General features: G+C 70.7%; 10 protein-coding genes. All 10 read right to left on the bottom strand.

Translation table 11 applies throughout. The features are described from left to right. Positions 1 to 45: 45 nt before the first annotated feature. Positions 46 to 3,444: a double-strand break repair helicase AddA gene (gene addA, locus EYR15_RS09595; RefSeq protein ID WP_131003331.1), complete on the bottom strand. Its 3,399-nt coding sequence runs from the start codon at positions 3,442 to 3,444 to the stop codon at positions 46 to 48. Next, positions 3,441 to 6,503, bottom strand: coding sequence for a double-strand break repair protein AddB (gene addB, locus EYR15_RS09590; RefSeq protein ID WP_131003330.1), 3,063 nt, complete (start codon positions 6,501 to 6,503; stop codon positions 3,441 to 3,443). Before addB ends, addA begins: the two co-directional genes overlap by 4 nt. A gap of 96 nt (positions 6,504 to 6,599) precedes the next feature. Continuing rightward, entirely contained in the window at positions 6,600 to 7,082 is a 483-nt protein-coding gene (locus tag EYR15_RS09585) for a F0F1 ATP synthase subunit B family protein (RefSeq protein WP_131003329.1), read from the bottom strand. A gap of 11 nt (positions 7,083 to 7,093) precedes the next feature. Beyond that, on the bottom strand, positions 7,094 to 7,681 hold the full coding sequence (locus EYR15_RS09580; RefSeq protein WP_245498236.1) for a F0F1 ATP synthase subunit B: 588 nt from the start codon (positions 7,679 to 7,681) through the stop codon (positions 7,094 to 7,096). Between the two features lie 71 nt (positions 7,682 to 7,752). Beyond that, on the bottom strand, positions 7,753 to 7,980 hold the full coding sequence (locus EYR15_RS09575) for a F0F1 ATP synthase subunit C (protein ID WP_131003327.1): 228 nt from the start codon (positions 7,978 to 7,980) through the stop codon (positions 7,753 to 7,755). Positions 7,981 to 8,041: 61 nt separating this feature from the next. Continuing rightward, positions 8,042 to 8,791 carry a F0F1 ATP synthase subunit A gene (locus EYR15_RS09570; RefSeq protein WP_131003326.1) on the bottom strand — a complete coding sequence of 250 codons (750 nt, stop codon included), beginning with the start codon at positions 8,789 to 8,791 and terminating at the stop codon, positions 8,042 to 8,044. A 66-nt stretch (positions 8,792 to 8,857) separates the two neighbouring features. Beyond that, on the bottom strand, positions 8,858 to 9,217 hold the full coding sequence (locus tag EYR15_RS09565; RefSeq protein ID WP_131003325.1) for an AtpZ/AtpI family protein: 360 nt from the start codon (positions 9,215 to 9,217) through the stop codon (positions 8,858 to 8,860). A gap of 211 nt (positions 9,218 to 9,428) precedes the next feature. Beyond that, a complete protein-coding gene (locus tag EYR15_RS09560; RefSeq protein WP_131003324.1) occupies positions 9,429 to 12,869 on the bottom strand; it encodes a chromosome segregation SMC family protein in 3,441 nt (1,146 codons plus the stop codon). A 45-nt stretch (positions 12,870 to 12,914) separates the two neighbouring features. After that, positions 12,915 to 13,583 (bottom strand): DsbA family protein, encoded by a 669-nt coding sequence (locus tag EYR15_RS09555; protein ID WP_131003323.1) that lies wholly within the window; start codon positions 13,581 to 13,583, stop codon positions 12,915 to 12,917. Positions 13,584 to 13,697: 114 nt separating this feature from the next. After that, positions 13,698 to 14,207: a DUF721 domain-containing protein gene (locus EYR15_RS09550; protein WP_131003322.1), complete on the bottom strand. Its 510-nt coding sequence runs from the start codon at positions 14,205 to 14,207 to the stop codon at positions 13,698 to 13,700. Between the last annotated feature and the right edge of the window lie 34 nt (positions 14,208 to 14,241).

Genomic DNA, 14,241 nt, shown 5'->3' with positions numbered 1-14,241 from the left:
CCGGTCCTTTTGTTGCGGTGAAAGTATGAACCGCCCCCCGGAGCGTCAAGCGAGTGGGGCGGGTAGCAGGTCGAGCCGTGGCGCGGACGTCCACAGGATCGCGCCGCGCACGAGCCTGCCCGGCCAGATCGCGCCGATAAGCTCGACATAGGCCGCGAGCTGTGCGGCGTAGGCGGGAGGGACAGGAGCGTCGGGTGGGGGCGGTCGGCGGTCGGTCTTGTAGTCGATCACCAGAACAGCGTCCGGCGTCACCGCTAGTCGGTCGATTCGGCCGGAGACGGGGCGCCCGTCGCGCAGCCGCCCGACGACCGGGACCTCGCCGAACCCGCCCGGCGCAAAGACGTCAGCGAAAGCCGGATCTTCGAGGATGCCGAGCGCAGAAGCCGCGATCTCCGCCTGCGCCTCCGCGTCGATCGCGGCGCCCGCGCCGAGCAGGATGCGCGCGGCGACGTCCGCCCGGCGATCGGGCGCGACGTCCGGCAGCGCTTTCAGCAGGCGATGAAGCAGCGAGCCACGCAGCCGCGCCGCTTCCGCGGCGGGGCCGCCGAGCGCCGGCGCGCCTTCCGCATCCTCCGCGACGAGCGCCGAGGGGGAGAGCGGGGGGCCGGGCGCGGCCTCGAACGGTGCTGGGCCTGCGAGCCATGCCGGCGCCGTTCCCGCCTCGGCTTCTTCCGCAGCCGCCGGCTCGGCTTCCGTCGCGTCCGCCTCGCCCGAGCGCAGGCGCAGCGTCACGCCGTCGTCGGTCTTGATTTGCTCGACCGCTGGATGCGCGGAGAGCCCGTCTCTGACGAGGTCGTACCAGGCGCCGTCGGGTCGCGCCCGTGTGGTCTCGTGGCCACATACGATCAAACGGTCCTCGGCGCGCGTCAGCGCCACATAAAGCAGCCGGCGGTGTTCCGCCTCGGCACGATCGAGAAGGGCCTCCCTGGCCGCTCTGAGCGGTTCGGGATCGTCCGACTTCTTCCCCGCCCAGACCGGGATGGGGGCCGCGTCGTGTCCGGCATGCGGCCGGGGCAGCATGATGAGCGGGAAACCACGCCCCGCCGTCGCGCCGCCAGTGGTGTCGGCGAGCACGACGAGCTTGGCCTCAAGCCCCTTCGCGCCGTGCACGGTCATCACGCGCACCTCGCCGGAGGCGACGTCGAGGTCTCGCTTGATCTCGGCCGGCGCCGCCACCATCCAGCGCAGGAAGCCAGATAGCGTCGGCGGATGCGTGCGGCCAAAGTCCTGCGCAAGGTCAAGGAAGGCGTCGAGCGGATCGTCGGCTTCCGAACCCAGCCTTGCGCGGAATGCCTTGCGGCCGCCGGCCTTGGCGAGGATATGCGCGAAGAAGCCGAACGGCGTGCGCGCCCGCGCTTCGCGCGACAAGACTTCCAGCAGGGCACGCGCCGCCCTCGCCCGCGGCGGGCCGTCGGCGAGGGCGTCGATCAGCCGCCGTCCGTCCCGGCCGGGCGCGACCGCCATCAGATCCTCGTCGTCGAGCCCGAACAGCGGGCTCTTCAGCGCGCAGGCGAGCGAGAGGTCGTCGTCCGGCGTCGTCAGCGCGCGGGCGAGCGCCATCAGGTCCATGACCGCGATATGCTCGCCGACGACGAGCCGGTCGGCACCGGCAACCGGCGCGCCGCGGGCCTTCAGCGCCCGGAGGATCGCCTCGAACAACGCCTTGCGTTGCCGGACCAGCACGAGGATCTCGCCATAAGGCACGCCGTCATCCCGGTGCGCGGCGACGATCGCCTCGGCGATCTTTTCGGCGAGCCGCACCACGGCGCTGCGCGGGTTCACCCTGTCGAAGGGCGCGTCCCAAGCTTCTTGCGCGTAGGTCCCTGGCTCCGCCATCACGATCGGCCAAAGCTCGACGGAGCCCGGCGCGGTCGCGCGCGTCGTCTGGTGGAGGGTGATGGCGTCCTCCTCGGAGACCAGACCGCGATGCGCCTCCGGCCGCGCGAAGACGGCGTCGACCCCGGCGAGCACGGCTTCGGTCGAGCGGAAGCTCTCGGTGAGGCGCACGTCCTCGAAGCCGAGCTCGGCCTCGCGATGAAGCGCGCCATAACGCCGCCGCGCCTCGCCGAAGGAGGCGGGCTCCGCGCCCTGAAAACCAAAGATCGACTGCTTCTCGTCGCCGACCGCGAACACGGTTCGTTCGCGCGGAGATGCGCTCGCGCCGCGTAAAAAACCGTCGGTCAGGCGGGCGATGATGTCCCACTGCTCGGGCGAGGTGTCCTGCGCCTCATCGACCAGGATGTGATCGAGCCCGCCATCGAGCTTGAACAGCACCCATTGCGCGTCGGTGCGGGACAGGAGGTCCCGCGTGCGGGCGATGAGGTCGTCATAGTCCAGCATGCCGCGGGCGGATTTCGCGGCGGAGTAGGCGTTGCTGGCGGCGTCGGCAAGCGTCGCGAGCGCCTGCGTGCGCGCGACCATCGCCGCCGCCGCCAGCTTTGGGACGAGCGCCGAGAGGCGCGCAAGCTCGGCGTCGAGCGCGTCCGCCATCGTGGGCTTCGCCTTGCGGGTCGCCGCGGTGACGAGCGATTTCTTGGGCGGACCCGCCTGCGTGAAGAAGGCGGAGAGATAGGCCGCGCGCCGGTCGGCGAGCGAATGGGCGCGCGCGGCTGCGGCGAAGCAATCGCCTAGCTTGATGTCGTTGGCGGAGCCCAGCGTGAGTTCGGCCGCGAACGCCGGCCATTCGGAAGCCGGGACTCCGCCGTCGAGGATCGCGGCTTCGAGCCCCGCTTCAGTCTCGTCGTCGCTGAGGTCCAGAGTACGGCGGAGCTCGCGCGCGATGTCCGCCACGTCCTCAATCCCGTCGGCCCGCAGCAGGGCCTTGAGCGCGTGGCGCTTCGCCATGGCGTAGTCGAGCGCGCCGTAGATCGTCTGCTCGTGGAAGCGCGCGGCGAGGTAGGCGAGCGCCTGGCCGATCGGCCCGTCGGGCTCGCGGACCGCCTGGGCGAGCGTCCTTGCGCGCGCTTCCGCCTTGAGTTCGGCCTGGTCGCGGTCGTCAAGCTCGGAGAAGCCCGCCGCCACGTTCGCCTCAAACGGGAACTGGTGGAGCAGCCGGCCGCAAAAGGCGTGGATCGTATAGATCTTCAGCCCGCCCGGCGTCTCCAGCGCGCGCGCGAACAGCTTTCGGGCCTGCGCGAGGCGGGTCGGTGAGGGTTGGACGCCATCGAGCGCGGCGACCTCGGCGACGAGCGCTTCAGCTGGCGCGGTCGCCCAGCCGCGCAGCCGCTCGACCACCCGGTTCTGCATGTTGGCGGCGGCGGCCTTGGTGAAGGTGAGACACAGGATGCGTGACGGGTCGGCGCCGGACAGCAGCAGCCGCACCACGCGCTGGACAAGCACATAGGTCTTGCCCGAGCCGGCGTTCGCCGACACCCAGGCGGAACTCGCCGGATCGGACGCTCGGGCCTGCCGGTCGACGGTTACAGGGGAGGGGCGGGCGGTCATTCCGCGTCTCCCTCGTCGGCGCCGCCGGTCGAGGACCATTCCTTCACCCGCGCGAGATGGGCGTAAGGCCCCTCCGGCCGCGACAGGAACTTGGGATGCGACAGCGAGAGATACGGCGTCGCCTCGTCCTCGAAGCGGTCGACGACCGCCTTGAAGCGGACGATCGCCTTTTCGGCGACCTCGTCCGGCGTCTCGCTCTTGCCGCGCACGTCGATCACCTCGCCGGCGGGGTCGCGGCCGACGAGCCTGACCAGCACCAGTTCGCCGACGACCGCGCCGTTATCGGCGACGCCCGCGAAGCCGCCGCTGCGCAGGATCCCGCCTTCGAGCGCGAGCTGAGGCGCGAAGCCCGCGAGGATCTCCTTCACGCCCGGCGTGCGGCCGGTCTTGTAGTCGAGGAAGGCGAACGAGCCGTCGGGCAGAGCCTCGATCCGGTCCGCACGCGCGTTCAGCGTGAAATCGCGGCCGGCGGCGGTCGTGAAGACGACCCGCCCCTCCTGCTCGACATGAAAGGCTGCGACTTTTCTCCCGGCGTGGAAGGCGAGCGTCCAGTCCGCGATCGCGACGAAGCGCGGCCACCACAGCGTCCTCGCGTCGTCCCGTTGCAGCAGCGCTCCGAACGCCGCTTTTCCGAAGTCGATCAGTTTCTCACGCGCCGAAGGATCGTCTGGGGAAAGGCCGGCTTTCGCAAAATCCTCGAGCGCCCTGTGGATCGCGTTGCCGAGCTCCGCGGGCCCCGGCTCCGGGCCGATCTCCGCGAGCTCGTCGAGCTTCAATATATGGCGGGCATAGATCGAGTAGGGGTCCCGCAGCCACGTCTCGACCGCCGTGACGCTTATCCGCGAGGGGCGCGCCTCAAGCGGCGGGCGCGGCTCGGGCGGTCGCGGCGTCGGCTCGCGGTCGGTCTCGTAGAGGCTCTCCGCCAGCGTGACGTAGCGCGCGCCGCGCGCCTTCGCGGCTTCGAAGGCCGGTCCTGCGGCCACCGCCGCCAGCCGCTGCAGCCAGCGCGACGGGATGGTCGGCGCTCCGCCCGCCTTCTTCGCGCGCGTCAGCACCACCTCCTCAGCGCCAAGCGCTTGGCAGAAGTCATGCGCGGACAGGCCGATCCGCCGCTCCGGGGGCGCGAGGCCGAGCTGGGCGCGCAAGGGGCGGTTGATCCAAGGGTCGGCCTGCGGCACCGGCGGCCAGACCGTCTCGTTCAGCCCGCCCAGTACCACGCGGTCGAAGCGGATGAGGCGCGCCTCCAGCGGTCCAAGAATCGCAAGCCGCGGGTGCCGATCGCGCGGCGGCCGGACGACGCGGCCGGCCATCAATGCTTCCATGACGCCGGGGAACGCGGCAGGCGCGATCGGGTCTGCCGCGGGCGCGGCGTCTTCGAGTTCTTCGAGGAACAGCGAGAGGGCGATCGCATCCTCGCTCTCCGAGCCCTCCGACATCGCGGAATAAGCATGCGCCAGCGCCGCAACGAGCGCAGGGAGCGGTGCGGCGCCCTCGGAAGCGAGCGTCATCAACGGTCCGAGTACGGTCCGCAGTCGGCCGACAAGGTCGAGCGCTTCGGCGAGGTCGGCCGCGCCGAAGCGCTTCGCGGGACCGCGCGGGCGGTCCTGCTCGACAAGCGCGCGAAGAACGCCGTCCAGCCCGGCGCCGGGGAGCGGCGCGCGCAGGATCGCGACGTCGAGCGCGTCGAGCCCGCGAGAAAGACCGGAGGCCAGCCGGCAGGCCGGCGCGCGCAACAGCGTCAGAATAGAAGCGGGGGAGGGGTCGAGCGCGGTTTCGGAGGCGAGCTTCAGCAGCGCGCCAGCAGGCGTCGCGGCGAGCGCCCGGCCCGCGCTGTCGTCGATCGCGATCTCCCAGCGTTCGAGCTCGGCCGCGACGCGGGCGGCGAGGTCGCGGTCCGGCGTCACCAGCGCCGCCGTGCGGCCAGGCTCGGCGATCGCTTCACGGAGCACAACCGCGATCGCGGCGGCCTCGGCGCGCGGATGGGGCGCTTCGATCAGCGAAAGGCCGTGGAGCGCTGCTTCGGTCTCCGCCGCCTTCCGGCGCGCGCTCCACGCGTCGGTGGTGTCGGCCGGTCGCAGCGCGTCGGCAGTCAGGCGCGCACGCGACTCGAGCGGGGCAGGCGCCTGCGTGAGGGTGCGGACCGCCCCGCGCGACAGGCCAAGTTCCTTGACGAGCCGAGCGAGGCCGCGCTGCGGGTGGCCGTAGAGCCCGGCTCCATCGTCTTCAAGCAGCGTCGCCCAGGCCGCATCGTCGAGCCCGTCGACGTCAAAGCCCGGCAGGACGACTGCGCCCAGAGGGTGATCGGCGATCGCCGCGATCAGCCGCCTGGTCGCGGGCGCGGAGCCGGTCGAACCGGCGGCGATCACAGGGCCGTCGCCGCCCGCCGCCCGCCGCGCTGCCGCGTCGAGCTGAAACCTGCGGCGCCGGCTCGGATCGAGCAGGCCGTTGGCGCCGACATGGTCCGGCCAAGCGCGCAGCGCCACGCGTAGGAAGTTCTGCGTGATCGCCCAATATTGGTCGTGCTCGCCGGGCACGAGCGTATCGAGCCGACTGACCTCGACCTCCTCGGTCTCGATGGCGTCGATCAGCGCTTCTAGCTCGCCAGCGAGGTGGATCGCGTCCGCGGCCGTGGAGGGGATGAGCGGTCCATGCTCCGGACCGAGCTGGAGGATCGCGCGTTCTAGCGTGTCGCCGAGACGGGACACGAGCCGCGCCAGCGTCAGACGTCGCGTCAGCGGCGGGGCTGCCGGCGGCAGCTCCGCATCCGCCTCGTCGAGCGGCTCGCTGAGCGCCAGGTCTTCGTCGACGTCGCCAAGCGGCGCGATCCGCGGCAGGAGAGTGGCGCGTCCGTCGAGCTCGGCGAGAAACGCGTCGCGCAAAGCGCGCGCCGCGCGGCGCGTCGGCAGGTAGACAGTGGCGCGGGCGAGCGCGATAGGGTCGCCGCGCGGCGCGAAGCCCGGCACGATTTCGCCGTCGAGCAAGCCGCGCGCGAGCGCCGGCAGGAACGCGACGCCGGCCGGGATCGTCAGGACGTTCGGTCGGCGGGGGGAATCGGGCATGCGCGTCAGAATAGCGGTTCGGGCAGCCCCGTTCGCCCGCTCAAACGAAAAAAGGCCGCCCGAAGGCGGCCTTCGTTCGAGACGACGAGCGTATCGTCAATTCAGCTTGGCGCGGACTTCGCTGAGACCCTTGTCGAACAGCTCGTCGCCGAGCGGTCCGCTGGTCTGGGCCGCCAAGACCCTTTCGGCGGCGGCGACCGCCGCATCGGCGGCCGCAGCGCGGACTTCGGCCACAGCCTGGCTCTCCGCCATCGAGATCTTCTGCTCGGCGGCCTTGGTGCGGCGGGCGACGAACTCGTCGGCCTTCACCTTGGCGTCGGCGGCGAAGGCCGCCGCGTCGCGCCTTGCGTTCTCCACCAGCGCCTTCGCCTCCTGCTCGGCCTCCTCACGCTTGCGCGTGTATTCGGCGAGCACGCGGGCCGCCTCTTCGCGCAGGCCGCGGGCTTCGTCGAGCTCCGCCTTGATCTTCGCGGCGCGGCTGTCGAGCGCGCCGGTGATCTTACCCGGCACGCCCATATAGACGACGATGCCGATGAAGATGACGAAGGCGACGAGGACCCAGAGTTCGGCGGTGCCCATTCCTGTGTCCCTTAGGCGGCGAGCGAGGCGTCGACCGCCTGCTCGATTTCGGACGGCTGAGGAGCGCGGCCGGTGAGCCGCTCCACGATCGCAGAGCCTGCGTCGATCGCGATGCCGCGAACATTGCCGAGCGCGGCCTGCTTGGAGGCGGCGATCTGCGCGTCCGCCGCAGCGAGCTTGGCGCTCAGCTCTCCTTCGAGAGTCTTCCGCGAGGCGGCGGCTTCCGCCGTTGCGCTGTCGCGCATCTCGGTCGCAATCGCCTGAGCCTGGGCGCGGGCGTCCGCGAGCGCTTTCTCATAGGCCTGAATCGCCGCGTCGGCTTCCGTCTTCAGCCGCCTGGCCTCGGCGAGGTCGGACGCGATCTTTTCCGCGCGGCCCTCGACGATGTTGGCGAGCCGCGGCAGCGCGACCCTCGACATCAGGACGTAGAAGAGGCCGAAGAAGATCGCGAGCCAGAGCAGCTGGCCCGGATATGTCGAGGCGTCGAAGGGCGGGAACGACGAATGCTCCACGGCGTGCGCGCCATGGATCTCAGTGGCGACGGCTTGCGTCGCCTCGTCCGTCGCCGCAAGCCTGATCACAGGCTGGCTCTCGCTCATCTCGATCTCCATAGGCTTACGCGGGGCCTTGATCGGCCCCGCGTCAAGCAGTCAGCGCCTTCGTCCGTCGATCAGACGGCGAACAGCAGGAGCAGAGCGACGAGCAGCGAGAAGATGCCGAGCGCTTCCGTGACCGCGAAGCCGAAGATCAGGCGGGCGAACTGCCCGTCGGCGGCCGACGGGTTGCGCAGGGCGCCGGCGAGGTAGCTGGAGAAGATGTTGGCGACGCCGATGGCGGCTCCGCCCATGCCGAGGGTGGCGAGACCAGCGCCGAGGAACTTCGCGGCTTCAGCTTCCATGACGAGATGCTCCGAGTGAGTGTGTTGGTTGGGAACGGGGACGATTGCGCGGCCTGAGGCCTTAGTGGCCGGGGTGCAGCGCGTCGTTGAGGTACATGCAGGTCAGCAGCGCGAACACGTATGCCTGCAGAAAGGCGACGAGGAACTCGAGGCCGGTGATGCAGACCGCAAGGAACAGCGGCAGCACGCCGATTGCGAGGCCAATCGCGCCGAGGCTGGCGGACAGCATCGTCACGAAGCCGGCGAACACCTTCAGCGTGATGTGGCCGGCGAGCATGTTCGCGAACAGACGGACCGAGAGGCTGATCGGCCGGGAGATGAAGGAGATCACCTCGATCGCGGAGACCAGCGGCAGGATGTAAAGCGGCACCCCATGCGGCACGAAGAGCTTGAGGAAGCCCGCGCCGTGCTTGGCGACGCCGTAGATGATGACCGTGAGGATCACCGTCATCGCCAGCGCGAAGGTGACGATGATGTGGCTCGCGACCGTGAAGGTGTAGGGGATCAGCCCGATCAGGTTCGAGACCAGGATGAACATGAAAAGCGAGAAGACGAGCGGGAAGAACCGTAGCCCGTCTTTGCCAGCGGTCTGCCGGATCGTGTTGCCTACGAACTCGTAGGAGAGTTCGGCGAGCGACTGCCAGCGGCCCGGGACCAACGTCCGCGACGAGGTCGCGAGCACGAGGAAGGCCGTCGTGGCGAGGACGGTAATACCCATATACAGCGCGGAATTGGTGAAGGCGAACGAGCCGTCGCCGACGAGCTTGACGATCTGGAACTGGTGGATCGGATCCGTCGAACCGGCGGCCATCGTCGCTCGAACCTTTCCCCGACGCCTAGGCGCCGCACCCATTTCAGCGCAGGCGGGAGGCCTGCGTCACCGTTTGGAGCCCGGCTGGGCTGCGAGCCCCGCCGAGCGCATGACATTCAGCACGCCGGCCGCAAAGCCGAGCAGCAGGAAGACGATGAGCCCCCACGGCTTCGTCTCCAGCACGTAGTCGAAGGCCCAGCCAACGGCCGCGCCCGCCACCACGCCGGCCACGAATTCCGAACCAAGCCTGAGGGCTTGCGACATGCCCGTGTAATCGGACCGCGCGTTGCGTTCGCCCTCGGCCTGGGTCGCTTCCGCGTCCGTCCGCCGCTTCAGCTCCCGCCCGAGGCGGTCCAGACGCGTCGTGAGGTCGCCGTCGCCGTCCTGGGGCGGAACACCCGGATTTCCGTCAGAGCCTTGCGCCATGTCGCGACAGCCTTACGGACTCCGGGAGCGCCCGATACCCCTCGGAAGCCGGGCGCACCCTATTTTTTGGGCGGTGGCGTGTCAAGGTTCCGCCGCAAAGTGCTAAATCTCTGATCCACAATGGAAAAAAGAGACCCGTCCAGTTAGCTGGAAAGTTTGCCGCGCCCGCCTTTGGCTCAGCCCGTCAGGAATCGGAGCCGCCGCCTCGCGCTCAGACCGCCTCCGCCAACCGCTCAGCGGTCTGCAGATCGACCGAGACGAGCTGGCTGACGCCGCGCTCCGACATCGTTACGCCGAGCAGCCGGTGCATGCGCGCCATGGTGATCGGGTTGTGGGTGATCGTGAGGAAACGCGTCGAGGTCGTCCGCGCCATCTCGGCCAGCAGCGCGCAGAAGCGCTCGACATTGGCGTCGTCCAGAGGGGCGTCGACCTCGTCGAGCACGCAGACCGGCGACGGGTTGGTCAGGAACACTGCGAACACCAGCGCGAGCGCGGTCAAAGCCTGCTCACCGCCCGACAGCAGCGACAGGGTCTGCGGCTTCTTTCCCGGAGGTCGCGCGACGATCTCGAGCCCCGCCTCCAATGGATCGTCGGACTCGACCAGCGAAAGCTCGGCCTCGCCGCCTTCAAACAACGTCCTGAATAAGCTGCGGAAATGGCCGTCGACACGTTCGAAGGCCGCGAGCAGGCGCTGGCGGCCTTCCTGGTTCAGTGAGCGGACGGCAGCGCGCAGGCGCGCGATCGCCTCTGTGAGGTCTTCGCGCTCCGCGATCAAATTCTCGCGCGCGCCTTCGGCCTCGGCGAGGTCGGCTTCCGCCCGCAGATTCACCGGGCCGAGCCGCTCGCGGGAGGAGAGCGCGCGGGCGAGCCGCTCCTCCACCGCCTCGATCGGCTGACGCGGGACGTCCGCGAGGCCGGCCGCAAGTTCGGCTGGCGTCAGGCCGCGCGCCTCCATGATGCGGGCCGCGACCTCGGCGCGCTTTTCGCGCGAGGCCTCGAGCTTGGCGCCGGCGCGGGCCGTGCCTTCCCGAGTCTCGGATAGCTTGTCCAACGCCGCGCGGGCCGCGCGGTCGCCCTCGCGATGCGCCGTCTCCGAAACCGCAAGCGAATCATGAGCCGCCCGCGCGGCGCGTTCGGCGTCGTCGAGCGCGGCTTTCAATAGCCAGCGACGTTCCGCAAGCTCCTCCGGGCGGCCGTCGAGCGCGGCGCGTTCCTCCGCAGCCTCCGTCCTGCGGGCGCCGAGTTCGGCGACGCGCGCGACACTGGCCTCTCTCCTGCGGCTCCAGGAGGCGATCGCGCCTTCGATCTCGGCGCGGCGGGCGCTCGCGCGGCGGAACTCCGCCCGAAGCGTTTCGAACTCGGCCCGCCGACCGGCCGAAAGTCTGCGCGCCTCAGCGACTGTCTGCCTGAGGTTTTCGAGCGCTGCGGCGTCACCGCCTTCGGGCAGGGCTGCGAGCGCGGTCCGCGCCGTCTCGGCCGCGTCGCGCGCGGCCGCCTGCTGGGCGGCGACGCGGCTTCCCGCCTCCTCGACGGCCGAGCGCCGCGCGGCGACCTTGGAGGCCGCACGCTCTGCCGCGGCATGCGCCTCGCGAGAGGCGTCGGCAGCGGATCGGGCCGCCCGGGCAGCGTCGCGCGCCGCGCGTTCGGCGTTCGCAGCGATCGTCGTGCGGCCGCGCGCGGCGTCCACGGCTTCGCGCAGGCGATCCGCCTCGGCGCGGGCTTCGGCCGCGTCGCGCTCGACGGCGCCGAGGCGGTTCTTCTCGACGAGTCTGCGCGCGGCGGGGGTCGGCGCGTCGGCCGACAGCGTCAGCCCGTCCCAGCGCCAGAGGTCGCCCTCTCGACTGACGAGGCGCTGGCCGGGCTTCAGCTTTCCACGAAGCACTTCGCCGTCGCCGCGGTTGACGATTCCGATCTGCGCGAGGCGCCGCACGAGCTCCGGTGGGGCCACGACATGCGCGGAGAGCGGCGTGGCGCCCATCGGTAGCGGCGAGTCTCCCTCGCCGGCGGTGAGGCCCCAGCGCGCTGGAGCGCGAGGATCCACCGCCGCGTCGAGGTCGTCGCCAAGCGCAGCGCCAAGCGCTGTCTCGTAGCCGGGATCGACGACCAGAAGATCAAGCGCCGGCGTGTGAGCACGGGCGCCGTCCGACGCGAGTAGCTTCGAGAGCGTGCGCGCCTCGGTGATCAGCCGGTCGGCGCGGGCGTTCGCCTGGGCCGCCGGAGCACGCGCCGTCTGTTCGGAATTGCGGGCGACAAGATGTGCGGCCTCCGCGACCTCCGCCGCGCGGTCCGCCTCGGCGAAGCGCCCGCGGTCGGCTTCTGCGCGAAGCGCCAAAGTCGCGACGTCGCCGTCGCGGCCGGCTTCGGCGGTCAGCCGTGCGGCTTCTGACGCGAGCTCGCGCGCCTCCCGTTCAAAGGACGCTGCGAGCCGCTCGGCGTCCTCAAGGCGCTTCACGAGCTGGCGGCGCTCGGCGGCGCGTGCGGCCTCGGCTTCTGTCGCCACGGAAAGCGCGGCTTCGGCGGCGGCGACGGCGGCCTCGGCCAGGTTAAGACGGGCGGCGGCATCGGCCTCCGGCCTCCCGTTGTCGGCCACAGGGCCGAGCCTCTCCCGATCCGCTTCGAGGCCCGCGATCGTGCCGGCGGCATCGGCGACCAGCGTCTCCTCATGAGCGAGATCGCCGTCGATCTGCTTCAGACGGCGGCCGAGCTCGTCGAGCCTCGATCGCGCGCGCGTCTCCTCGCCTTCGAGCGCGCCGCTCTCCAGCGACAGCCTGCGCGCTGCAGCGTCGGCTTCGGCTGCTTCGGCGCGGGCCTGTTCGAGCGCATGGGCGGCGACGGCTGCGGCGCGCGCGGCCTCGCCCTGAGCCCGCGTCGCCTCTGCGACGGCTGCGAGCGCCTGCGTCTCCGCCTGCTCGGCGGCGAGCACGCCGGCCGCCGCCGCTTCGTGCCGAAGCAGGAAGGCGAGGCCTTCAGCGGTCTGTATCTCTTCCGTCAGCGCGCGGTAGCGCTCGGCGCCGCGCGCCTGCTTGCGCAAGGTCTCCGCTCGGTCGCCAAGCTGGCCGACGAGATCTTCGACGCGGGTGAGGTTCTGCTCGGCCGCCGTCAGCCGCGATTCCGCCTCGCGCCGCCGCGCATGCAGGCCGGCGACGCCTGCGGCCTCCTCCAGAATGCGGCGGCGCCGGTCAGGCCGCGCATTGATGATCTCGCCGACCCGGCCCTGTCCCACCAGGGCGGGCGAGCGCGCGCCGGAGGAGGCGTCGGCGAACAGCAACTGAACGTCGCGGGCGCGCACCTCGCGCCCGTTGATGCGATAGAGCGAGCCCAGCCCGCGCGAGATCTTGCGCGAGACCTCGATCTCGGCGGACTGGTTGAAAGGCTCGGGCGCCGTGCGCGCCGAATTGTCGAGGGTCAGCGAGACTTCGGCGTGGTTTCGCGACGGACGCCCGCCGGAGCCGGCGAAGATCACGTCCTCCATCCCCGAAGCACGGAGCGACTTGAACGAGCTTTCGCCCATCACCCAGCGCATCGCCTCGACGAGGTTCGACTTGCCGCAGCCGTTTGGGCCGACGATTCCGGTGAGGCCCGGCTCGATCGGCGCGTCGGTCTGGTCGACGAAGGTCTTGAACCCCGAGAGGCGGAGCCGGGTGAAATGCATCAGCGGCCGCTCGGAAGCGGCCGCGAAGGCTCAGGCCGGTCTTTGTCAGGCCTTGTCGAGCAGCGGCTGGAAGATCTTGTCGAGATCGGCAATTTCGAGGGCCCCTCGATAGATCTTGCCGTTGATGAAGAAGGTCGGAGTGGAGTTAACGCCGAACTTCTCAGCGGCCTTGGCGCGGGTCGAATTGATCCCGTCGAGCAAGGGCTGATTCGTCAAGCAGGCCTCGAAGCTCTCCTGTGTGAAACCGATCTGCTTGGCGAGTGCCTGCAGCCCTTCGACGGGCTTGTCGGCATAGGCCCACTGCTTCTGCTCGCGGAACAGGAGGTCGACGACTGGGAAATACTTGTCCTCACCGGGCGCGCAGCGGGCGATCATGAAGCCGGCGGCGGCCAGCGGATCGAGCGGGAACTCGCGCAGAATGAACCGCACCTTGCCGGTGTCGATGTACTTCTTCTTCAGCTCCGGGAATGTCGTCGCCGCGAAATGCGCGCAGTGACCGCAGGTCATCGAGGCATATTCGATCATCGTGATCGGCGCGTCGGCATTGCCCTCGGCCTTATCGCCGAGCGGGCCCGGCTCGGCGAGGTCCTTAGGATCGGGCTCCTGGGCCAGGACCGCGCCGGAAAAGCCGAACCGGGGCGCGAGCGAGAGCGCCGCGAAAGAGGCGGCGGCGAGAGCCGCGGTTTCGAGAAGGCGGCGGCGGGTCAGCGTCACGGGGGCGATCCTTGGGGCTTTGCGTGAGCCGCGTTCCGCGCGGCCTCTGTGCGATAGCCGCAAGGTCGCGGCCTGTGGCTTCATTCGCAAGAGGGAATGTGGCGTCAAGAAGTCTTAAGAGCGCTCAGCCCGACGCCGGGCGAGGGCGGCGCGACCGAGCCGCTCGATCGCATCGGCCAGATCTCCGTCTCCGACCTTGGCCGCCGCGTCTCGCGCCTTCTGCGCTTCTTCGGCGTTCGGCGGGGGAGGCGGGGAGGCGCGAGAGGCCTGCCATCGAGCCGCCGGGGCCGAGCCTTGCCGTAGCTTCACGGAGCCCACGCAGCGCCAGCCGAGATGGGCGTTCACCCGCTCCGCGATCTCCGGAATCCTGTGCTGGATCTCGAGCGCGAATGCGCCCTCGACCCGGAGCGTCAGGGTGGAGAGCGGCGGCTCGGCCGGCTCCGGCCCCTGCGGCCGCGGCGCGGCGAGCTTGAGCGGCGCGGCGCGTGTGGCGATCTCCGGCCCGACGATCACCGCCCAGCGCGCCATGATCTCGGCGCCCGCAAAGCCCTGCTTCGCGGCGGCCGGCCCCAGCGCCTGCGGCAACAAATCGGCCAGTCGTTTGGCGCGCGATGGCTTGAGCATTGGTCTCGCGAGTTCGATAAGGGCGCCGGGCGTC

The organism is Hansschlegelia quercus (assembly GCF_004310425.1).
Lineage (GTDB): Bacteria > Pseudomonadota > Alphaproteobacteria > Rhizobiales > Methylopilaceae > Methylopila > Methylopila quercus.
The sequence above is the reverse complement of the archived record's forward strand: the minus strand, read 5'-3'. Positions and strand labels throughout refer to the sequence as shown.

What these genes read in the sequence shown, in the direction of transcription:
- addB (WP_131003330.1), bottom strand. Translation starts at nt 6,503, where the DNA reads ATGCCCGATTCCCCCCGCCGACCGAACGTCCTGACGATCCCGGCCGGC.
- EYR15_RS09560 (WP_131003324.1), bottom strand. Translation starts at nt 12,869, where the DNA reads ATGCATTTCACCCGGCTCCGCCTCTCGGGGTTCAAGACCTTCGTCGAC.
- EYR15_RS09570 (WP_131003326.1), bottom strand. Translation starts at nt 8,791, where the DNA reads ATGGCCGCCGGTTCGACGGATCCGATCCACCAGTTCCAGATCGTCAAG.
- addA (WP_131003331.1), bottom strand. Translation starts at nt 3,444, where the DNA reads ATGACCGCCCGCCCCTCCCCTGTAACCGTCGACCGGCAGGCCCGAGCG.
- EYR15_RS09580 (WP_245498236.1), bottom strand. Translation starts at nt 7,681, where the DNA reads ATGAGCGAGAGCCAGCCTGTGATCAGGCTTGCGGCGACGGACGAGGCG.
- EYR15_RS09585 (WP_131003329.1), bottom strand. Translation starts at nt 7,082, where the DNA reads ATGGGCACCGCCGAACTCTGGGTCCTCGTCGCCTTCGTCATCTTCATC.
- EYR15_RS09550 (WP_131003322.1), bottom strand. Translation starts at nt 14,207, where the DNA reads ATGCTCAAGCCATCGCGCGCCAAACGACTGGCCGATTTGTTGCCGCAG.
- EYR15_RS09575 (WP_131003327.1), bottom strand. Translation starts at nt 7,980, where the DNA reads ATGGAAGCTGAAGCCGCGAAGTTCCTCGGCGCTGGTCTCGCCACCCTC.
- EYR15_RS09565 (WP_131003325.1), bottom strand. Translation starts at nt 9,217, where the DNA reads ATGGCGCAAGGCTCTGACGGAAATCCGGGTGTTCCGCCCCAGGACGGC.